The following is a 19,083-nucleotide window of genomic DNA, read 5'->3' as shown; positions in this document are numbered from 1 at the left end:
CGCCGGGGCACGGGCTGCCGGCTGGCGTCCGCGCTGGCGGCGGAGCTGGGCCGGGGCACCGGGCCGGAGGCCGCGGTGCGGGCGCCCGCGAGCACGTCACGGGCTACCTGCGCACCGGCCGGGACTGACGGAAAGAAGGTCTACTCGCTGCGGGCGCGGCTTTCGAAGCGCGTGTACTCCGCGAGGAACACCAGGTCGATGGAGCCGATGGGGCCGTTTCGCTGCTTGGCGACGATGAGCTCCACGGGGATGACCGTGCTGCTCGCGCCCCCTCCGCCGCCACCGCCACCGCCGCCCCCTCCACCGCCTTCGCCGCCGTCCTCCTCCGTCTCGCGGTGGATGAACATCACCACGTCGGCGTCCTGTTCGATGGAGCCGGACTCACGCAGGTCGGACAGCATGGGCTTGCCGCCCTTGCGCTCCTCCACCTTACGGCTGAGCTGGCTGAGCGCGATGATGGGCACCTCCAGCTCCTTGGCCAGCTGCTTGAGCGCGCGGGAGATCTCCGCCACTTCCAGCTGGCGGCTCTCCACCTTGCCCTTCTGGTGCATCAGCTGGAGGTAGTCGATGACGAGCAGCGACAGGCGGGGGTCCTTCTGCTTCACGCGCCGCGCCTTCGCGCGCAGGTCGAACGGGGACAGGCCGCCGGAGTCGTCGATGTAGATGGGCGCGTTGTAGAGCGCGCCCGCCATCTCCTGGAACTTCTCCTCGTCGTGCGGGGAGAGCCGGCCGCCGCGCAGCTTCTTCATGTCCACGCGCGCGGTGGACGCGAGCAGACGCATGAGCAGCTGATCCGCGGGCATTTCCAGGCTGAAGATGCCGACCGCCTTGTTCTCCTTGAGCGCCGCGTGCACCGCGATGTTCATGGCGAAGGACGTCTTGCCCACGCCGGGACGCGCCGCGAGGATGATGAGCTCACCGGCGTGCAGGCCGGTCAGCTGGTTGTCCAGGTCGATGTAGCCCGTGGACAGGCCCGTCACGCCCGTCGCCGCGGTCTTCATCTTGTCCAGCAGGTCGAGCGTCTGCTCCATCAGCTCGCTGACCGGCCGCAGGTCGCCTTCGCGCTTCTTCTCCGCGAGGAGGAAGACCTTGCGCTCGGCCTCGTCGAGCAGGACGTCCAGCTCGCCCGTCTCCTGGCTGGCGAGGTCCTGGATCTCCCGGCCCACGTTGGCCAGGCGCCGCCGCAGCGCCTGGTCCTTGACGATGTGGGCGTACTGCACGGCGTTGGCCGCCAGCGGGACGACCTGGTCCAGGCCCATCAGGTACGCGGGGCCGCCCACCGCGACCAGCTGGCCGAGGATCTTCAGCTCCTCCGCGAGCGTCAGGTGGTCCACCTGCTTGCTCTGCTGATCCAGCCGCATCATCGCGGCGAAGATCTGCGCGTGCGAAGGGCTGGCGAAGTCGTCCGCGTGGACGACCTCCGCCACGGGCGTGATGAGCCCGTTGTCCGCCAGCACGGCGCCCAGCACCGCACGCTCCGCGGCGAGATCCTCGTGGATCCGCCGTCCTTCCCTACCGTCCAGGACGTTCTGCATGGCTGCTTGGAACCTCTACAGGCAGCGTCTGACACGTTCCAGCGAACGTCCAGTTTCCATTCAACAGACCTGTAGCACCCGGTAGGTCCGGGAGGGATGCCATGACCCGCCGTGGCACCTTTGCCCGGCCGCCGGGTGAACCGGCCCGGCGCGGCGGGCTATTCGGCGGCGCCCCACTGCTGGAGGAAGGCCTCCCGGTAGGTGCGGCTGAGGATCACCGTGGCGCCGTCCTTCAGCACGAGGATGCCGTCCCCGTGCGTCCACGGCTCCAGGCGGGCCACGGCCTCCAGGTTCACCAGGTCGCCGCGGTGCACGCGCACGAAGCGGGTCGGGTCCAGGCGCTCCTCCAGGGCCCGCAGCGTCTGGCGCACCAGGTGCTCGCCCTGGGCGGTGTACAGCCGCACGTACTTGTCCTCCGCGGACAGGCGCCACACGGTGTCCAGGCGCAGCGGGACCCAGCCCTCGCCCACCTTCACCACCAGCCGCTCCAGGGGGCGCTCCGGGCGGGCCCGGGCCACCGTGGCGAGCAGGGCGTCCAGCGCGGCCGCGCCGGGGGTGCCCGCGCTCAGGAGCGCATGGGCCTTGTCGAGCGCCCGGCTGAAGCGGCCGGCGTCGTAGGGCTTGAGGAGGTAGTCCGCCGCGTGGGCCTCGAAGGCCTGGAGCGCGAAGCGTTCGTAGGCGGTGGAGAAGATGACGGCGGGGCAGGCCTCCGGCCCGAGCGCCTCCAGCACCTCGAAGCCGGTGAGGCCGGGCATCTGCACGTCGAGCACCACCAGGTCCGGCCGCAGCGACTCGATGCGCGCGAGCGCGTCCGTCCCATCCGGGGCCTCGCCCACGCAGGTGAAGCGCGCGTCGGCTTCCAGCAGGCGCTTCACCTTCGCGCGCGCGGGCGCCTCGTCGTCCACCACCAGCACGCGGAACACCGTCATGACGCGGCCTCCATTCGCGGCAGCCACACCGTCACGCACGCGCCGCCCTCCGGTCCCGCGCCGCGCTCCAGGCGGGCCCGGTCACCATGCAGCAGCGTCAACACGCGCCCCAGCTGCGTCAGCCCCACGCCGGGCCCGGAAGCAGGGGAGGGCGCCCCGAAGCCGCGCCCGGTGTCCTCCACCTCCAGCGCCCAGCGGTCCGCTCCGGCGCGCGCGCGGATGCGCACCTCCAGCGGGCCGCGCAGGTCCTGGTTGTGCTTCACCGCGTCTCCACCAGCGTCTGCAGCGCGAAGCACGGCACGCGCTGGGACTCCAGCCCCGGCGCCACGTCCCAGCGCACCTCCAGCCGGTCGCCGAAGCGCGCCGCGAGCAGCGCGACGAAGCGCTCGGTGTGTCCCCGCTCCTCGGCCAGCGTCCAGGTGGGCTCGGTGCGCTCCAGGCTCGCGCGCAGCAGCTGGCCCAGGTCGCTGAGCAGCCGGTCCGTGCGCGGCAGGTCCTCGTACATCACGGACCCGATGGTGTGCAGCGCGTTGAAGAGGAAGTGCGGGTGCAGCTGGCCCGTGAGCGACTGGAGCTGCGCGGCCCGCAGCTCACCCTCCAGCGCCGCGGACCGCAGTGCCCGCGCCTGCCGCTCCCGCCACTCGTACACGAGCGCGATGACCGCGCAGCCCAGGCCGTAGGTGATGAGGTCCTTCTGGGCCTCCATCGGCAGCGCGTACACGGGAGGGCCCAGGTCGTAGTCCCCCAGCTCCAGCAGCGCGTAGACCGCGTGCCGCAGTCCCGCCATCCCCGCGATGTGCAGCGACGTGAAGAGGAGGAACGCCGCGGCGTGGATGCCCAGGAAGCGCGCCCAACCCACGCGAGGCGACGGCGCGTTGAGCACCGCCGTCATCAAGATGGGCAGGAGCAACGTGACGACCAGCGCGCTGGTCACCTCCCAGATGAAGGCCGGCGCCCAGTGGCCCGGGTCCCGTTGCATGAGCTGCGTCAGCCGCACCGCGCTGCCCTGCCACATCCCCAGGGCCAGCCCGAACGCCAGGAGCTTGAGCGCCGGGCGCAGCCGCAGCTGGGGCCAGCGCCACGGCCTGGCAGGCAGCTCCTCCCAGGCCCTCACCCCACCGCCTCCGGAGCCAGGACGACCGTCCGGGCCGCGCGGGGCTTCATGCCGAAGAGGGGCCGCAGCCACGCCACGCGGGACACGGCCTTGCACAGCGCCAGCGTGAGGGCGAAGGACACGGTGAGCACCGTGAGCAGCATGGCCCAGGGCCCCACCGGCAGCCGCAGGCACAGGTAGCCCACGCAGACGATGACCGTCTGGTGGAAGATGTAGAACGGATACGACAGCGCCTGCGCGTGCGGCAGCCACGCGGGGGACACGCGGATGTGCCGCCGCGCGTAGGCCAGCGCCACCAGCAGCCCGCTCCAGAGGAGGAGGGAGCCCCCCACGATGGCGGGCACCACCGGCATCACCGGCCACGGCCACACCAGCTCCACCCCGAGCGCCGCCACCGCCAGGGCCAGCAGCCCGTGGCGCAGCGCCACCAGCCGGCCCCACACGCCCGGGCAGCGGCCCAGGAGGTGCCCGTTCAGGAAGAGCAGGCCGTAGAGCAGGAAGGTGCGCGGATCATCGAGCAGCGCGTGCGTCTCCGGGAAGTCGCGCAGGAGCACCCGGACGAGCACCAGCGGCACCCCGAGCCACAGCACGTTCACCCCCCGCGACAGCCACGCGTCCGCCCGCGCGAGGAGCCGCTCCCCGCGCTCCGTGCGCAGCGCCGCGAACAGGGGCAGGGCCAGCGTGCAGTAGGTGAACAGGTAGGCCACGAACCACAGATGGTGCCAGCTGAAGCTGCCCGCGGGGTAGGGCACGAAGTCGAACACCGTCGGGTAGAACGCGGCGTAGCCGCCCTGGAACTGCCCCCGGAACAGCCGCTCCACGTAGATCTGCGGCGGCACCACCACGAACATGCCGAACACCAGCGGCAGCAGCAGCCGCTTCGTCCGGTCCTTCGCGAACGCCCCCAACGTGCGCCGCCGGAGCGCGAACGCGGTGCCCGCGCCGGAGATGACCATCAGGAGCGGCATGCGCACCAGGTGCAGTACGCCCATGACGGGCTCCAGCTGGGGCAGCGCCTGGGGGCTCTTGATGTGCCACTCCCAGGTGTTGAACATCATCCCGGTGTGGAACAGGTGCAGCACCACGATGGCCAGCACCCGGAGCCAGTCCAGGTCGGGGTGGTGCGCGGCGGCGGGGCGGGTGGGGGCGTTCATGGGGCGGGGACCTCCAGGCGGTGTCCGCCGCTGAAGTACCCACGCCCGGGCCTCCGCCTCCACGCGGATGCCGTGGAACGGACCGGCAGCGGCGCGAGCCGGACTCCCCCGGCGGCCTGGGAGTCCCCCCGGGACGCGAAAAGGGCCGCCCGGTTGCCCGGACGGCCCTTCCCGTGAAGCCATGGAGCGCTTCAGGTGAAGCGGTGGACTACTCGGCCACCACGTCGACCTTGATCTTCGCCGTCACCTCGCGGTGCAGGCGCAGCTCCACGTCGTAGCTGCCCAGCGACTTGATGGGCTCGGCCAGGTGCAGCTGGCGGCGATCCACCTGCTGACCCTGGGACGCCAGCGCCTCGGCGATGTCCAGCACCGTGACGGAGCCGAACAGCTTGTCCTGCTCGCCCACCTTGCGCTTGATGGTGACCTTGACGTTGCCCAGCTTCTTGGCCTGCTCGTCGGCAGCGCCCTTCAGCTTGGCGTTGCGCGCGGTCTGCACGGACTTCTCGTGCTCCAGCTGGCGCAGGTTCTGCTCGCTCGCCAGGACCGCCTTCTTGCGCGGCAGAAGGAAGTTGCGGCCGAAGCCGTCCTTCACCGTGACGAGCTCGCCGGACTTGCCGAGGTTGTCGATGTCCTCACGCAGAATGACCTTCATGTTCCTGTCTCCTGTGTTGCGGACCGGCGGCTAGCCGACCACCGCGTTGTAGGGGAGGAGCGCGATGCCGCGGGCGCGCTTGATGGCGACCGCCACCTCACGCTGGTGCTTCGCGCAGTTGCCGGAGATGCGGCGGGGGATGATCTTGCCGCGCTCGGTGACGAAGTACTTCAGCGTCGCCTGGTCCTTGAAGTCCACCGACGCGTTCTTCTCCGCGCAGAACCGGCAGACCTTCTTGCGGCCGAAGCCACGACCACCGCGCTTGTCGTCGTCGCCGCCCATGCCGCCGCGGTCGCCGCGATCACCACCACGGTCGCGGTCACCGCCGCGATCACCACCACGGTCGCCACCGCGCGAACCGCCGCCGTAGCCGCCACCGCCACCACCGGGGCCGCGGGGAGCGCCCGCGCCCTGCTTGCTATCCATGCCGTTGCTCATGAACGTTCTCGTTTCCTGGAAGGTTGGGGGAAGGTCCCGTCAGAAGAGGCTCACGCCTCCTCCGCGGGCTCCTCTTCCGTGTCGCCACCCGCGAACTCCGGAGTCTCGCTCCGGAAGCCGCCACCCTCGCGCTCGACAGGCGCGCCCGGACGGGCCTCCTCGACGTCGCCGGCCAGCTTCAGGTCCTCGAGGACCGGGCGGGACTCGGGGTCCACCTCGTCCGCGATCTTCACGGAGATGTAGCGGGTGACCTCGTCGAGGTTGCGCAGGTTGCGCTCGATCTCCGCCACCAGCTTGCCGTCACCCAGGAAGCTCGTGTGGACGTAGATGGCGCGCGGCTGCTTGGCCACGGGGAACAGCGTCTTCTTCTTCCCCCACACCGTGAAGCGGAGGACCTTGCCGCCCTCGCGCGAAACGATGCCGCGGACGCGCTCCTTCAGCTTGTCCACGTTGTCGTCGGTGAGGTCCGGCTTGACCAGGAAGATGGTCTCGTACTCACGAAGCCGCTTGGCGGCCTGCGTCTCTGCCATGTTTCTCTCCCCTTGGGGTCGAGTGCCCCCCGGACCATCCGGGGAGCGGGGAAACGGCCGGTGACCCTCGAAGGCCACCACCGGGGACGGGAAATCCTCTCGCGCGCCCGTCACCGTCGCGCCTTGGCCCGTGCGTGAACACGGGAAGCTTTGAAAGAACATCCCCCAGCGAGCGTGGGACACACTCCGGGGGAAGGGGCTTCTAGGAGGACCCCTCCTGGAAAGTCAAGCGGAGCCACGGGGTTGGAGGCGAGCAGGCGGCCAGCCCGCCGCCTCAGGCCTTGCGGTTGTGGCGGTTCATCGCCGTGGCCAGCCCGTCGCGCACCCAGCTCTCCGCCATGTCCGCCGCCTTGCCGATGAGCTCCTCCAGCTGGCGGCGCTCGCCGTCGTCGAAGTTGGACAGCACGTAGCCCGCCACGCGCTCCTTGGCGTTGGGCCCCTCCGGCTTGCCAATGCCCACCCGCACGCGGATGAACGCGTCCTCGCCCAGGCACTGCACCATGCTCTTGAGGCCGTTGTGCCCGCCCGCGCCGCCGCCCGCCTTGAGCTGCAGCCGGCCGAAGGGCAGGTCCAGCTCGTCGTGCACCACCAGCACGTCCTGGACCGCGACCTTGTAGAAGCGCGCGGCCTCCGCCACGGAGCGGCCGGACAGGTTCATGTACGTCTGCGGCTCCACGAAGAGGATGCGCTCGCCGCCCAGCGTCCCCTGGCCCACCCGCGCCTGGAACTTGTCCTGCGTGAGCTCCGCGCGGGCGCGCGCGAGCAGCGCGTCCACCACCATGAACCCGACGTTGTGGCGGTGGCGCTCGTACTCGCGCCCGGGGTTGCCCAGCCCGCAGATGAGCTTCATGGACGGCTCCGGAGGAGGGTGGGGCTTGGAGGGGCCCGCGCCCGGGAAAAAGACAGCGGGGCAGGCCCTGGAAGAGGCCCGCCCCGCGAAGAGACACCGAACGGCGGAAGAGGACTACTTCTTCGCCGGGGCCTTGGCGGCCGCGGCGGGGGCCTTGGCGTCGCCACCCTTCGCGTCGCCCGCCTTCGCCGCCGCCGGGGCAGCCGCGGCCGCCGCCGCCGCCGGAGTCGCCTCCGCCACTTCCGGCGCGGAGAGGACGGCGATGGTGTAGTTGACGTGCGTCTTCACGGACACGCCCTCGGGGAGCTTCACGTCGTTCACGTGGATGGCTTCCGCGATCTTCAGGTTGGTGACGTCCACTTCAATCTGGAGCGGGATGGCGCCGGGGAGCGCCCAGACCTCCAGGTTGCGGCGGATCTGCGTGAGCAGACCGCCGTCCGCCACGCCCGCGGCCTTGCCGGTGAGCACGACGGGCAGGTTCACCTTCACCTGGTCGCTGTCGCGCACGGCGATGAAGTCCGCGTGCAGGATGTCCCGGGTGAGCGGGTCCATCTGGTAGTCCTTCAGCAGGACCTGCTGATCATTGCCGGCCAGCTTCAGCTGGATGAGCGTGTTCAGCTTGTGCGGGGTGTTGATGGCCGTGCGGATGGCCTTCGGGTCCACGGAGATGTGCAGCGGCGCCTTCAGGTGCTTGCCGTAGACGACGGCGGGGACCTGGCCGGAGGCGCGCAGGCGGCGGGCAACGCCCTTGCCGGAACCTTCGCGGGCCTGCGCTTCGAGGGTGCTCTTGTCGGTGGCCATGGAAATCTCTCTTTTCGGTGGGGTACCGCGAATGTCACCGGTCCGTCGGGCGCCCTCGGCATCCCACCCCCATGGTGGGCCCCGAAGACGGCGCCCGGGCCGTACTGAGGCCCGTTGAACCGGTGGAGGGGGCCGGACATGCCAGCCCCCGGGGTCCTTCGTCAAGCCGCCCGGCTTCCAGGCGGCCCCAAGCTCGGTCGCGCCTGGACGAACCTCAGACGAACAGCGAGCTCAGCGAGTCCGCGCGGTGGATGCGCGCGATGGCCTCGCCGAAGAGGGCGTCCGTCTGCAGGGCGCGGATCTTCGGGCAGGCCCTGGCGTTGGGCGCCAGGGGCACCGTGTCCGTGAAGACGACCTCCTCCAGGACGGAGTCGGTGATGCGCTGGATGGCGGGGCCGGACAGGATGGGGTGCACCGCGTACGCGACCACCCGGCGCGCGCCCTTGTCCTTCAGCGCCAGGGCGGCCTGCGCGAGCGTGCCCGCGGTGTCCACCATGTCGTCCACCAGGATGGCGTCCTTGCCCTTCACGTCGCCAATGAGGTTCATCACCTCCGAGGCGTTGGGGCGCGGGCGGCGCTTGTCGATGATGGCCAGCCCCGTGTTCAGCCGCTTGGAGTAGGCGCGCGCGCGCTCCACGCCGCCGGCGTCCGGGCTGACGATGACCAGCTCGCCCGACTCCGGGAAGCGCTTGCGGATGTCCTCCAGGAACACCGGCGAGCCGTAGAGGTGGTCCGAGGGCATGTTGAAGAAGCCCTGGATCTGCCCGGCGTGCATGTCCATGGACACCACCCGGTTGACCCCCGCGACCTCCAGCATGTCCGCCACCAGCTTGGCGGTGATGGGGGTGCGGGCCGCCACCTTCCGGTCCTGCCGCGCGTAGCCGTAGTACGGCATCACGGCCGTGATGGAGCCGGCGCTCGCCCGCTTGAGGGCGTCGCACATGATGAGCAGCTCCATCAGGTGGTGGTTCGTCGGCGGGCACGTGGACTGGACGATGAACACGTCCTGTCCACGTACGTTCTCGCCGATCTCGACGTGGATCTCCCCGTCGGAGAACGTGTCCACCGTCGCCTGGCCCAGGGGACGCTGGAGGTACTCGCAGATGCGCTGCGCCAACGCCGGGTTCGAGTTCCCGGCGAACACCTTGAAGTCACGCGACGGCTGCATGGGGGCGCTGACTAACCCGTGCGAGCCTGGAAGGGAAGTTCGTTAGTCGAGTTCCGCAGCCACGGGACCGAGCGTCCCGTTCTGCGTCTGGTGAAGGTGTTTCTCGTACTCGATGAGGATGACCCGCTCCATCTGGCTGCGCGTGTCCGCGTTCAACGGATGGGCGATGTCCTTGTAGGTCCCGTCCTTCCGTTTTTTCGCGGGCATCGCGATGAAGAGCCCGGTGGAGCCATGGATCACCTTCAGGTCGCGGACGACGAAGCAGTGATCCAGGGTGATGGTGACGTATGCCTTGAGCTTGTCCTCTTCGACCGGAAACACCCGGACGTCGGTGATGTTCATGTCCCCCCCCGAACACTGGAAGATCGGAGCTATGGGGAAGCCTGGGACAGACCGGAGGTGAAAAGCAAGCACCCCCTACCTGTCGCGCTGGGGACCGTTCACTGCCCCCGCAGCCCCTATGCCCCGAAGGGCCAGTGACTCACCAGGTGGGCGAGGAACGCCAGGTGGTAGACGACGATGATGGCGTAGACGACGGCGCCCGCGCGGATGGCGAAGCGGCTGGCCTTGAGCCGGCGGTGCAGGCACAAGAGGCACAGCCCCGCGTTCACGATGAGCAGCTTGGAGAACATGAAGAGCAGCGGTGACTGCTCGTACGCCACGCGCATCACCGGGTTGAGCTCCTCCGCCACCCCCAGCTGGAGGAAGAGCAGGGTGAAGAGCCCGTCCATCAGGTTCAGCATCAGCAGCGCCACCGACGCCGGCGACATGTAGAAAGAAGCCTGCTGCGCCCAACCCCCGCCCTGCACCTCGTTCGCCGTCGCCGCCACTCGCCACCCCCAAGGTTCCGTCCGTGCTACCCGGGGCAGGGCTATTCAAATCCCTTGCCAGGGTTTCGCGGGGCTTTCCGGGAGCAGGCGGGCAGGCTGCGCGGGCGGGGGCTTGCGTGGCCGGAAACGAAATTGACGGAACGGGGTGGGTCGCCGAGATTGGCCCCGCTTCCGCCCTTCCCGACGAGCGTCCCTTGCATCAATTCCCCAAAGATATCGGGTGGATAGAGGTCATCTGCGGCTCGATGTTCTCCGGCAAGACGGAGGAGTTGATCCGCCGCGTCAAGCGCGCGCTGTACGGCCGGCAGAAGGTGCGGGTGTTCAAGCCGCGCCATCGACACCCGCGTACCGACGACACGCAGGTGGGTCAGCCATTCCCAGTTGGAAATTGGACGTCCCTCCCCACTCGAGAGGGGCTGAAGAAAATTTTCCGGCGACCTGTCCCCCCGACACGCAGGTGGTGGGCATTGACGAGGTGCAGTTCCTGGGCGGTGAGGTGGTGCAGGTGTGCGAGGCGCTCGCCCAGCGCGGCCTGCGCGTCATCTGCGCGGGGCTGGACCAGGACTACCAGGGCGCCCTTCGAACCGATGCCGCAGCTGATGGCGGTGGCGGAGTACGTGACGAAGGAGCTGGCCATCTGCGCGGTGTGCGGGAACCCGGCCAACCGTTCGCAGCGCATCATTGGCAGCGAGGAGCGGGTGGTGGTGGGCGCGGCCGGTGCCTACGAGCCGCGCTGCCGCAAGTGTCACGTGGCGGAACCCGCGGAGGCGAGCCCTCCGCAGACGCTGAAGCTGTTCGACTGAAGAGCCACACCGCCCAAGACCGGCGCGGGAGCCCCATCCGATGCGCGACACCCTGTACGCGAACGTGCCCTTCAAGTTGAACGAGATGACCCACCACTATGGGCCCAACGTCCATCTGGTGGGCAATCCGTTTCTCCTCTCCCAGCTGGCCACGCTTTGCGCCAAGGGCACGCTCCAGCCGCAGATCAACCGGCTGGTGGAGCAGCTCTACGCGGACCTGGTGAAGACGGTCATCAACGCGGAGTTCCCGCGCAAGATGGTGACCATCCCCACGCGGATGATCGACTCCACGCCCCTGGGCATCTACCAGGGCGAGGTGGTGGACCCGCAGCTGCGCGTGGTGACGGTGAACATCGCGCGGGCGGGCACGCTGCCGTCGCAGGTGACGTATGACCTGCTCAACTTCACGGTGGACCCGTCCCTGGTGCGCCAGGACCACATCATCATGAGCCGGATGATCGACGCGGCCCAGGCGGTGGTGGGGTCGGAGATTGGCGGCGCGAAGATTGGCGGGGACGTGGACGACGCGTTCGTGCTGTTCCCGGACCCCATGGGGGCCACGGGCGGCAGCCTGTCCACGGCCATCACCCTGTACAAGACGAAGGTGCCCGGCAAGGCCCGGCGCATCATCACGCTCAACCTCATCGTCACGCCGGAGTACCTGCGCCGGATGACGGCGGAGCACCCGGACGTCATCATCTACGCGCTCCGGTTGGACCGCGGCCTGTCCCCGCCGGAGGTGTTCGGCACCGCGCCGGGCCTGCTCTGGGAGAAGGAGCGGGGGCTGGATGACCGGCAGTACATCGTCCCCGGCGGCGGCGGCTTCGGGGAGATCATGAACAACGCCTACGTGTAGAGGGAGCACCCGGTGACGACGTTCCACGAGAAGGATGTCGGCGTCCTCATCTCCGAGGAGGCCGTGCAGGCGCGCGTGAAGGAGCTGGGCGCCCAGATTACCCGCGACTACCAGGGCAAGGAGCTGACGCTCATCTGCGTGCTCAAGGGCTCCGCGTTCTTCGCCATCGACCTGGCGCGCGCCATCGACCTGCCGCTGACGGTGGAGTTCCTGGGCGTGGCCAGCTACCACGGCGGCACGGAGTCCACGGGCGAGGTGCGCATCACCACGGACGTGTCCAAGCCGATGGCGGGCAAGCACCTGCTCATCATCGAGGACATCATCGACACGGGGCTCACCATGAGCTTCCTGCTGGAGAACCTCCAGGCGCGCCACCCGGCGTCGGTGAAGATCTGCTCGCTGCTGGAGAAGCCCGCGCGGCCAAGACGAAGGTGCACATCGACTACAAGGGCTTCGTCATCGAGGACAAGTTCGTCGTCGGGTACGGCCTGGACTACGGCGAGAAGTACCGGAACCTGCCGTTCATCGGCATCTGGAAGCACGCCTGATTGGATGTCCCACCCCGTGGGGTGGGGGACTTGAGATTGCGAGGGCCCTGTCCACGCGCCGCAAGGCGGCCGTGTGCAGGGCCTTCGTGCGTCGAGGGGGACGTGCCATGCACAGCCTCTCCTTCTGGACACGGAAGGAGGCGTGGGCATGCGAGACGGTAGCGCGAGGAACTCCCGGACGACGGCGAGCGCGGGCGGGGAGGCGATGCAGAAGTACCTGGCGGAAGCCGTCGGCACGTTCGTGCTGGTGCTCGGCGGCGTGGGGGCGGCGGTGCTGGCGGGCGACCGCATCGGCTTCCTGGGGGTGGCGTTCGCCTTCGGGCTGTCGCTGCTGGCCATGGTCTACACGGTGGGCCCCATCTCCGGCTGCCACGTGAACCCGGCGGTGACGGTGGGCCTGCTGATGGCGGGCAAGTTCGACAAGCGCCACGTGGCTGGCTACGTCATCGCGCAGTGCGTGGGCGCCATCGTCGCGGCGGGCGTGGTGCTGCTCATCGCGAAGGGGATGCCGGGCGGCTACTCCGCGAGCGCGGAGGGGCTGGGGAGCAACGGCTACGGGGCGGCGTCCCCGGAGGGCTATGGCGGCGGGGCGGCCTTCATCGCGGAGGTGGTGCTCACCTTCCTGCTGGTGCTGACGGTGCTGGGGGCCACGGACTCGCGGGCGCCGGTGGGCTTCGCGGGCGTGGCCATCGGCCTGGTGCTGACGCTCATCCACCTGGTGGGCATCCCCGTCACCAACACGTCGGTGAACCCGGCGCGCAGCCTGGGGCCGGCGCTGTTCGCGGGAGCTGACGCCCTGAAGCAGCTGTGGATGTTCATCATCGCGCCGCTCTTGGGCGCGGCCTTCGCGTCCGCGGTGTACCGGCTGGTGCACCGGCCGGCGGTGCAGATCACCGCCACACGCGCGGAGCAGGCGACGGAGGAGGAGCGCCGCGAGCGCGTGGCGGGCCGGCGCGACGTGGAGCACCCCGTCTGAAGCACGAAGGCCGTGCCTCGCTTGCTGTCGCGGGGCACGGCCTGGGTGGGTGAAGCAGGGGAGGGGCCTAGAAGGCGGCGTCGAAGACGACGTCGTTGGCGGCGCCCACGCCCACGCCCACCTGGTAGGACGACACGCGGCGCTCGAAGAAGTTGGTGAGCTCCTGCACGTCCTGCAGGTCCATGAAGTGCAGCGGGTTCTTCGTGTGGAAGATGGGGGACATGCCCAGCATCTGGAGGCGCTGGTCGGCCACGTACTCCAGGTAGCCGCGCATCTCCTGCACCGACAGGCCCATCACGCCGCCGCTCAGCAGGTCCTGGGCGAACTGCGTCTCGCACTCCACCGCGTCGCGCATCATCTGCACGACGTCCTTCTCCAGGCTCGCGTCGAAGAGGTCCGGCTCCTCCTTGCGCGCCGTGTTGATGGTCTCGAAGGCGAAGGTCATGTGGGCGGACTCGTCGCGGAACACCCAGTTGGTGCCCGCGGCCAGGCCGTTCAGCAGCCCCTTGCTGCGCAGGAAGTACACGTACGCGAAGGCCGCGAAGAAGAAGAGGCCCTCGATGCAGCCCGCGAAGCAGATGAGGTTCAGCAGGAACTGGCGGCGGTCCGACTTGGAGCGGACCTGATCCAGCGCCTGGATGCTGTCCATCCACTTCATGCAGAAGCGCGCCTTGCGCTGGATGGACGGGATGTTGTCCACCGCCGCGAAGGCCTTGGCGCGCTCCGCCGGGTCCGGCACGTAGCTGTCCAGCAGCGTCAGGTAGAACTGGACGTGCAGCGCCTCCTCGTAGAGCTGGCGCGACAGGTACATGCGCGCCTCGGGCGCGTTCAGGTGCTTGTAGAGGTTGAGCACCAGGTTGTTGCCGACGATGGAGTCGCCCGTGGCGAAGAAGGCCACCAGCCGGTGGATGAGGTGACGCTCCGCGTCCGTCATCTTCGAGCGCAGGTCCACCAGGTCCGTGGAGAAGTCGATCTCCTCCACCGTCCAGGTGTTCTTGATGGCGTTGCGGTACATCTCGAAGAAGACGGGATACGCCATGGGGCGCAGCGTCAGGTTCATTCCCGGATCGAGCAGCATTGCTTCAGCACTCCCTTACTCACGACGACAGGGGACAGCAGGGGTACGCGCCTACCCGCGTGACTACTGGCAGGCCTCGCACGCCTCGGGGTTCTCCAGCGAGCACGCCACCGCTTCGGCCTCCGCGGTCACGACCTGCGACACCGGCGCGGGCGCGGCGGTAATCGTCGGGCCGCCCTGGCCCACGGTGGCCTTGGCGATGCGGGTCGCCGGGCGCGAGCGCAGGTAGTAGGTGGTCTTCAGCCCCTTCTGCCACGCGTAGAAGTACATCGAGGACAGCTTCCCGATGTTGGGCGTCTCCACGAAGAGGTTGAGCGACTGGCTCTGGTCGATGAAGGCGCCGCGGTCCGCGCCCATGTCCAGCAGCGAGCGCATGGGGACCTCCCACGCGGTGCGGTAGATGGCGCGCAGCTCCTCCGGCAGCTCCGTGAGGTCCTGCACGCTGCCTTCCGCCAGCTTGATGCGGTTGCGCGTGGCCTCGTTCCACAGGCCCAGCTGCTGCAGGTCGCGCACCAGGTAGCGGTTCACCTGGAGGAAGTCACCGGACAAGGTCTCGCGCTTGAAGAGGTTGGACACCTGCGGCTCGATGCACTCGTAGCAGCCGGCGATGGACGCGATGGTGGCCGTGGGCGCGATGGCGATCATCAGCGAGTTGCGCAGGCCCACCTTCATGATGCGCGAGCGCAGCGCGTCCCAGCGCAGCGTGTCCTCCGGGACGATGCCCCAGCTGTCGAACTGGAGCTCGCCCTTGGCCGCGCGCGTCTCCGGGAAGGACGGGTGTGCGCCGAACTGCTCCGCCAGGTCGGAGGAGGTGACGAGCGCCGCGTAGTAGATCTCCTCCGAGATCTTCTTCGACAGGTTGCGCGCCTCCACGGAGTCGAAGGGCAGGCGCAGCTGGAAGAAGACGTCCTGGAGGCCCATCAGGCCCAGGCCCACCGGGCGCCAGCGGCGGTTGGAGTCCGCGGCGGTGGGGATGGGGTAGTAGTTGAGGTCGATGACGCGGTCCAACTGCTTGAGCGCGAGCATCGCGTTGGAGCGCAGCTGGTCGAAGTCGAACTTCCCGTCCTTCACCATGCGGCCCAGGTTGAGCGACCCCAGGTTGCACACCGCCGTCTCACCCTGGCTCGTGACCTCCAAAATCTCCGTGCAGAGGTTGGACAGGTGGATGACGTTGCCCGGCTGGCCCGTCTGGTTGCTCTTGCGGTTGCAGATGTCCTTGAAGGTCATCCAGCCGTTGCCCGTCTGGGCCAGCACCTTCATCATCCGGGCGTACAGGTCGCGCGCCTTCACCTTGCGCACGGCCTGGCCCTGCGCCTCCGCCTCCGCGTAGGCCTTCTCGAAGGCCTCGCCGAAGAGGTCGGTGAGGTGGGGCGTCGCCTTCGGGTCGAAGAGGCTCCACTCCTGGTCGGCCTCCACGCGGCGCATGAAGAGGTCCGGCACCCAGTTGGCCAGGTTCAGGTTGTGCGCGCGGCGGGCCTCGTCGCCGGTGTTGTCACGCAGCTCGAGGAAGTCCTCGATGTCCGCGTGCCACGTCTCCAGGTACACGCAGCACGCGCCCTTGCGCTTGCCGCCCTGGTTCACCGCCGCCACGGACGCGTCCAGCGTCTTGAGCCACGGGACGATGCCGTTGGAGTGGCCGTTGGTGGACTTGATGAGCGAGCCGCGCGCGCGCACGCGGTGGTACGCCACGCCGATGCCGCCGGAGAACTTCGACAGCATCGCGATGTCCGAGTACTTCTTGTAGATGGCGTCCAGCTCGTCCGCCGGCGAGTCCAGCAGGAAGCAGCTGGAGAGCTGCTCGTGGCGCGTGCCGGAGTTGAACAGGGTGGGGGAGCTGGGCAGGTACTCCAGCGAGCTGAACAGGCGGTAGAGCTCGATGGCCTCGCGCGCGTTGTCGCCGGACAGGGCGCACGCCACGCGCAGGAAGAAGTCCTGCGGCGTCTCAATCACTTCGCGCGTCTGCGGGTTCTTGAGCAGGTAGCGGTCGTAGACGGTGCGCAGGCCGAAGTACTCGAAGAGGTCGTTGCGGACCGGGTCGATGGCGGCGTTGAGCTTGCGCGCGTTGGCCTGGACGAAGGTGAGCAGGCGGTCCGCGATGAGGCCGTGCTTGTGGCCGGCGGCGACGGACTGGCTGAAGGACTGGATGTCCTGGTTGCTGACCTCCTTCTGGATGAAGGTGGACAGCAGGCGCGCGGAGAGCCGGGCGTACTCGGGCTCCTCCACGATGAGCGCCGCGGCGGTCTGGATGGACAGGCTGTCCAGCTCGCGCGTGGTGGCGCCGTCGTACAGGCCGCTGATGGTCTTGGTGGCCACGCGCATCACGTCCACGCGCGACAGGCCCACGCAGGACTTGCCCACCGCGCGGACGATCTTGTTGAGGTCCACCGGCTCCGCCGTGCCGTTGCGCTTCGTCACCCGCATGGTGGTGGCGAAGTCGCCGGGCGCCGACCCGGCCTGCGTGGCGGGCGCCACGGTGGCGGAGTCGGGGGGCGGCGAGGCGACGGCGTTCGGCTTGAAGGGCGTCTGGACGGTCACGGGCGTCTCACTTCCGGGCAAGGCAATGGCGTAGCCATCAGGGCGGACTGCCCCTGTGGGTGACGGCTTCGGAGATGGCTGGGAGGGACTGCTTCCTATCAGGACCCGCGGGCTTGGCGACAACAGCCCGACATGTAGCGAATTGTGGGGCGAATGTGTGTGTCAGGCAAGAAAACCACACGTGCCTCCGGGTTCCGCGGACGTGCCCCCTGGGTGGCGGGCGAGCAACAGAGGAGACCCAAGCTATGGGGGGTCCCCTGGTGTGTCAACGCTAGATCCTGTGTAAAGCTGCCCGCAGGGTCGGATCGATCATTGCAATCTATGATCACTCACCGACACTTCTCCGGTCGTCTTCCGGCCGACATTTACAGGGCCGGAAAAGCGCGTCCGGGACCGTGTTTTTCATGGGGTCACCCAACCCCCCAAGATCAGGGCGCGCGGCCCGCGTCGGGGGTTGGGGCGGCGGCCGGGGGCTGCTGGGCGGCGTCACCGGCGGGTGACGGCGCGGGCTGCTGGGGCGCCGGTGCTACAGGGCTGTTGTCCGGGGCGCTCTCGCTGTGGACGGCGCGGCGCAGGGCCTCCTCCAGGTTGCGGGCGGTGGGGCCCACGGTGGTGAGCATCTGGTTGGCGGCGCGGGCGTGGCGGTTCTCCGTCTCCGCGGCGAGCTTGAGCTGGGCCAGCCCTTCGGACACGAGGCGGCGGGCGTCCTCCAGCTTCTGGCGGGCCTGGTAGAAGGCGACGTCGGTGAGCATGGACTGGAGGCTGCGGCGCTGCTCCTCCGTGATGCCGGCGAGCTTCTCCGCGCGGCGCAGGTAGTAGAGGCCGCGCTCCACCTTGGCGGGCTCGCCGGACGCGATGCGCGGGCGGGCCAGGGTCTCCAGGAGGGGGAAGAGGGCGCGGTCCAGGTCGTCGCGGTCGGTGAACTTCTGCTGCGTCAGCAGGGTGACGTCCTGGCCCTCCAGGGGGAGCGGGGCGTAGGCGTCCGCGAGGCGCGGGTCGCCGGGGCGGTAGGCGGCGGCGCCCGTGGGCAGGGCGCGGCCCTTCATCACCATCAGCTCGCCGTTCTCCTGCACGACGGTGAAGGTGCGGGCGTTGAGCTGGCCCAGGAGGAAGACGACGCCGCCACCCAGGCCCAGGATGACGAGGAAGACGAGCAGCCGGGTGAAGGTGCGACGGGCCCGGTAGCCAAAACCCTGCTGTGGATGGGTGGTCATGTCGCCTGCTCTCCGGTCGGTCGGGCGTGGGCCCGTGAGGGTCTGGCCCTGAAATTGGGTCTTCTGGGACTCCAACGCTACAGTTCTCGCCCCCTCGGGAACATCATTTGCAACCCACCTTTCGTCGCATGGGGCCCAGCGAGCTGCTGCCCCGCTACATCTTCGCGGAGAGCCTGTTCGCGCGCCGTCGCGTGCTGGAGGTCGACGCCGTGGCCTCCACGGGCGGCGAGAGCGCGCGCTTTCTCGTCGAGCGGGGTGCTCGCACCGTGGTGGCGTGCGACGCGGACGTGGCGGCGGTGGAGGCGGCGCAGAAGGCCCATGCGCACCCGCAGCTGCGCTTCCGCGCCAACGTCTATGACGACCTGGAGGCGGGCAGCTTCGACCTGGTGCTGGTGACGGACCTGGCGCCCTACGTGCGCGCGCCGGAGCTCCTGGCGGAGCTGGCGCGGCTGGTGGCCCGGCAGGGCTTCCTGGTGGGCGGCCTGCGCAACATCGCGGGGCTGGCGCTGCCGCAGCTGCTGGAGCCGGAAGAGGCGGTGCCGCCCACGTACGGGCAGCTGCTGGACGCGCTGACGGCGCACTTCCCCCATGTGGAGGTGGCCACGCAGTCGCCGGTGCTGGGCTACCAGCTCGCGTTCGAGCGAGGCGAGGGCTTGCAGGTGGACGGCTCGCTCGTGCGGCACAGCGAGGCGGCGTACTTCGTGGTGATGGCGGGCCTGGAGCCGGCGCGGGTGGTGGACCCCACGTGGGTGCAGCTGCCGCCGGAGCCGCTGGCCTTCACGCGCGGCAAGCTGGACGAGGTCGCGGCCCGGGCGAAGACGTGGGAGGAGCGGGCGGGGCGGCTGAAGGAGGCGGTGTCGAAGCTTCGCGCGGAGATTGGTGACCGCGAGGCGGAGGTGGTCGCGCTCAAGCCGGCGCTGGAGGGTGCCCGGCAGGACATGGCGCGGCTGACCGCGCAGCTGGAACGAGGCGCGGGGCACGTGGGAGTCCGCGCGCGAGCGGGACGACCTGAGCAGCCGGCTGCGGCGGCGCGAGCTGGAGCTGCAGGTCGCGACGGAGCGGATCGCGGACG

Annotated in this window: 19 protein-coding genes and 3 pseudogenes; 6 read left to right on the top strand and 16 right to left on the bottom strand. The window is 69.5% G+C overall.

Annotated features, from left to right (window positions below):
- Positions 1-140 precede the first annotated feature (140 nt).
- The 13 genes from dnaB to ACLEQD_RS14785 all read right to left on the bottom strand — a co-directional run bounded on the left by dnaB (position 141) and on the right by ACLEQD_RS14785 (position 10,001).
- The gene (gene dnaB / locus ACLEQD_RS14845; protein WP_410384594.1) at positions 141-1,535 is read right to left on the bottom strand and encodes a replicative DNA helicase; all 1,395 of its coding nucleotides are present in this window, start codon (positions 1,533-1,535) and stop codon (positions 141-143) included.
- Positions 1,536-1,693: 158 nt separating this feature from the next.
- Positions 1,694-2,464 (bottom strand): LytR/AlgR family response regulator transcription factor, encoded by a 771-nt coding sequence (locus tag ACLEQD_RS14840; RefSeq protein ID WP_410384592.1) that lies wholly within the window; start codon positions 2,462-2,464, stop codon positions 1,694-1,696.
- Positions 2,461-2,727, bottom strand: coding sequence for an ATP-binding protein (locus tag ACLEQD_RS14835; RefSeq protein WP_410384590.1), 267 nt, complete (start codon positions 2,725-2,727; stop codon positions 2,461-2,463). Before ACLEQD_RS14835 ends, ACLEQD_RS14840 begins: the two co-directional genes overlap by 4 nt.
- On the bottom strand, positions 2,724-3,578 hold the full coding sequence (locus tag ACLEQD_RS14830) for a sensor histidine kinase (RefSeq protein ID WP_410384588.1): 855 nt from the start codon (positions 3,576-3,578) through the stop codon (positions 2,724-2,726). The genes ACLEQD_RS14835 and ACLEQD_RS14830 overlap by 4 nt, the downstream gene beginning before the upstream one ends.
- The gene (locus ACLEQD_RS14825; RefSeq protein WP_410384586.1) at positions 3,575-4,732 is read right to left on the bottom strand and encodes an acyltransferase family protein; all 1,158 of its coding nucleotides are present in this window, start codon (positions 4,730-4,732) and stop codon (positions 3,575-3,577) included. The genes ACLEQD_RS14830 and ACLEQD_RS14825 overlap by 4 nt, the downstream gene beginning before the upstream one ends.
- Positions 4,733-4,940: 208 nt before the next feature.
- Positions 4,941-5,384 (bottom strand): 50S ribosomal protein L9, encoded by a 444-nt coding sequence (gene rplI / locus ACLEQD_RS14820; RefSeq protein WP_171420862.1) that lies wholly within the window; start codon positions 5,382-5,384, stop codon positions 4,941-4,943.
- 30 nt (positions 5,385-5,414) lie between these two features.
- Entirely contained in the window at positions 5,415-5,822 is a 408-nt protein-coding gene (gene rpsR, locus ACLEQD_RS14815; protein ID WP_410384584.1) for a 30S ribosomal protein S18, read from the bottom strand.
- Positions 5,823-5,872: 50 nt separating this feature from the next.
- A complete protein-coding gene (rpsF, locus tag ACLEQD_RS14810) occupies positions 5,873-6,352 on the bottom strand; it encodes a 30S ribosomal protein S6 (protein ID WP_410384582.1) in 480 nt (159 codons plus the stop codon).
- A 274-nt stretch (positions 6,353-6,626) separates the two neighbouring features.
- Positions 6,627-7,202, bottom strand: a complete 576-nt coding sequence (pth, locus tag ACLEQD_RS14805; protein WP_338264884.1) for an aminoacyl-tRNA hydrolase — start codon at positions 7,200-7,202, stop codon at positions 6,627-6,629.
- 114 nt (positions 7,203-7,316) lie between these two features.
- Positions 7,317-8,003 carry a 50S ribosomal protein L25/general stress protein Ctc gene (locus ACLEQD_RS14800; RefSeq protein ID WP_410384580.1) on the bottom strand — a complete coding sequence of 229 codons (687 nt, stop codon included), beginning with the start codon at positions 8,001-8,003 and terminating at the stop codon, positions 7,317-7,319.
- 214 nt (positions 8,004-8,217) lie between these two features.
- Positions 8,218-9,171: a ribose-phosphate pyrophosphokinase gene (locus tag ACLEQD_RS14795; RefSeq protein ID WP_171420858.1), complete on the bottom strand. Its 954-nt coding sequence runs from the start codon at positions 9,169-9,171 to the stop codon at positions 8,218-8,220.
- A 42-nt stretch (positions 9,172-9,213) separates the two neighbouring features.
- Positions 9,214-9,513, bottom strand: coding sequence for a septation regulator SpoVG (gene spoVG / locus ACLEQD_RS14790; protein WP_171420857.1), 300 nt, complete (start codon positions 9,511-9,513; stop codon positions 9,214-9,216).
- A gap of 116 nt (positions 9,514-9,629) precedes the next feature.
- Positions 9,630-10,001, bottom strand: coding sequence for a DUF5658 family protein (locus ACLEQD_RS14785; RefSeq protein ID WP_410384578.1), 372 nt, complete (start codon positions 9,999-10,001; stop codon positions 9,630-9,632).
- A 23-nt stretch (positions 10,002-10,024) separates the two neighbouring features.
- Between ACLEQD_RS14785 and ACLEQD_RS14780 the strand changes: the two are divergent.
- The 5 genes and pseudogenes from ACLEQD_RS14780 to aqpZ all read left to right on the top strand — a co-directional run.
- Positions 10,025-10,321: pseudogene (locus ACLEQD_RS14780) on the top strand (hypothetical protein); the annotation flags it as partial.
- Positions 10,222-10,804: pseudogene (locus ACLEQD_RS14775) on the top strand (thymidine kinase). The pseudogenes ACLEQD_RS14780 and ACLEQD_RS14775, both read left to right, overlap by 100 nt.
- A 40-nt stretch (positions 10,805-10,844) precedes the next feature.
- On the top strand, positions 10,845-11,660 hold the full coding sequence (locus ACLEQD_RS14770; RefSeq protein WP_410384576.1) for a uracil phosphoribosyltransferase: 816 nt from the start codon (positions 10,845-10,847) through the stop codon (positions 11,658-11,660).
- Between the two features lie 12 nt (positions 11,661-11,672).
- A pseudogene (gene hpt, locus ACLEQD_RS14765) lies at positions 11,673-12,208 on the top strand (hypoxanthine phosphoribosyltransferase).
- Positions 12,209-12,356: 148 nt separating this feature from the next.
- Positions 12,357-13,184 carry an aquaporin Z gene (gene aqpZ, locus ACLEQD_RS14760; protein ID WP_410384574.1) on the top strand — a complete coding sequence of 276 codons (828 nt, stop codon included), beginning with the start codon at positions 12,357-12,359 and terminating at the stop codon, positions 13,182-13,184.
- A gap of 67 nt (positions 13,185-13,251) precedes the next feature.
- Here aqpZ and ACLEQD_RS14755 read toward each other — a convergent pair whose 3' ends face one another.
- The 3 genes from ACLEQD_RS14755 to ACLEQD_RS14745 form a co-directional block, all read right to left on the bottom strand.
- On the bottom strand, positions 13,252-14,262 hold the full coding sequence (locus tag ACLEQD_RS14755; protein ID WP_410384572.1) for a ribonucleotide-diphosphate reductase subunit beta: 1,011 nt from the start codon (positions 14,260-14,262) through the stop codon (positions 13,252-13,254).
- Between the two features lie 63 nt (positions 14,263-14,325).
- A complete protein-coding gene (locus tag ACLEQD_RS14750; protein ID WP_410384596.1) occupies positions 14,326-16,683 on the bottom strand; it encodes a ribonucleoside-diphosphate reductase subunit alpha in 2,358 nt (785 codons plus the stop codon).
- Positions 16,684-17,225: 542 nt separating this feature from the next.
- Positions 17,226-18,011, bottom strand: coding sequence for an IF-2 protein (locus tag ACLEQD_RS14745; protein ID WP_410384570.1), 786 nt, complete (start codon positions 18,009-18,011; stop codon positions 17,226-17,228).
- 128 nt (positions 18,012-18,139) lie between these two features.
- Between ACLEQD_RS14745 and ACLEQD_RS14740 the strand changes: the two genes are divergently transcribed.
- A partial coding sequence (locus tag ACLEQD_RS14740) for a methyltransferase domain-containing protein (protein ID WP_410384568.1) occupies positions 18,140-19,083 on the top strand: 944 nt, incomplete at its 3' end.

The sequence above is a fragment of the Corallococcus sp. 4LFB genome (assembly GCF_046520365.1).
GTDB lineage: Bacteria > Myxococcota > Myxococcia > Myxococcales > Myxococcaceae > Corallococcus > Corallococcus caeni.
The sequence above is the reverse complement of the archived record's forward strand: the minus strand, read 5'-3'. Positions and strand labels throughout refer to the sequence as shown.

What these genes read in the sequence shown, in the direction of transcription:
- dnaB (WP_410384594.1), bottom strand. Translation starts at nt 1,535, where the DNA reads ATGCAGAACGTCCTGGACGGTAGGGAAGGACGGCGGATCCACGAGGAT.
- ACLEQD_RS14840 (WP_410384592.1), bottom strand. Translation starts at nt 2,464, where the DNA reads ATGACGGTGTTCCGCGTGCTGGTGGTGGACGACGAGGCGCCCGCGCGC.
- ACLEQD_RS14825 (WP_410384586.1), bottom strand. Translation starts at nt 4,732, where the DNA reads ATGAACGCCCCCACCCGCCCCGCCGCCGCGCACCACCCCGACCTGGAC.
- rplI (WP_171420862.1), bottom strand. Translation starts at nt 5,384, where the DNA reads ATGAAGGTCATTCTGCGTGAGGACATCGACAACCTCGGCAAGTCCGGC.
- rpsR (WP_410384584.1), bottom strand. Translation starts at nt 5,822, where the DNA reads ATGAGCAACGGCATGGATAGCAAGCAGGGCGCGGGCGCTCCCCGCGGC.
- rpsF (WP_410384582.1), bottom strand. Translation starts at nt 6,352, where the DNA reads ATGGCAGAGACGCAGGCCGCCAAGCGGCTTCGTGAGTACGAGACCATC.
- pth (WP_338264884.1), bottom strand. Translation starts at nt 7,202, where the DNA reads ATGAAGCTCATCTGCGGGCTGGGCAACCCCGGGCGCGAGTACGAGCGC.
- ACLEQD_RS14800 (WP_410384580.1), bottom strand. Translation starts at nt 8,003, where the DNA reads ATGGCCACCGACAAGAGCACCCTCGAAGCGCAGGCCCGCGAAGGTTCC.
- ACLEQD_RS14795 (WP_171420858.1), bottom strand. Translation starts at nt 9,171, where the DNA reads ATGCAGCCGTCGCGTGACTTCAAGGTGTTCGCCGGGAACTCGAACCCG.
- spoVG (WP_171420857.1), bottom strand. Translation starts at nt 9,513, where the DNA reads ATGAACATCACCGACGTCCGGGTGTTTCCGGTCGAAGAGGACAAGCTC.
- ACLEQD_RS14770 (WP_410384576.1), top strand. Translation starts at nt 10,845, where the DNA reads ATGCGCGACACCCTGTACGCGAACGTGCCCTTCAAGTTGAACGAGATG.
- aqpZ (WP_410384574.1), top strand. Translation starts at nt 12,357, where the DNA reads ATGCGAGACGGTAGCGCGAGGAACTCCCGGACGACGGCGAGCGCGGGC.
- ACLEQD_RS14755 (WP_410384572.1), bottom strand. Translation starts at nt 14,262, where the DNA reads ATGCTGCTCGATCCGGGAATGAACCTGACGCTGCGCCCCATGGCGTAT.
- ACLEQD_RS14750 (WP_410384596.1), bottom strand. Translation starts at nt 16,683, where the DNA reads ATGCGGGTGACGAAGCGCAACGGCACGGCGGAGCCGGTGGACCTCAAC.
- ACLEQD_RS14745 (WP_410384570.1), bottom strand. Translation starts at nt 18,011, where the DNA reads ATGACCACCCATCCACAGCAGGGTTTTGGCTACCGGGCCCGTCGCACC.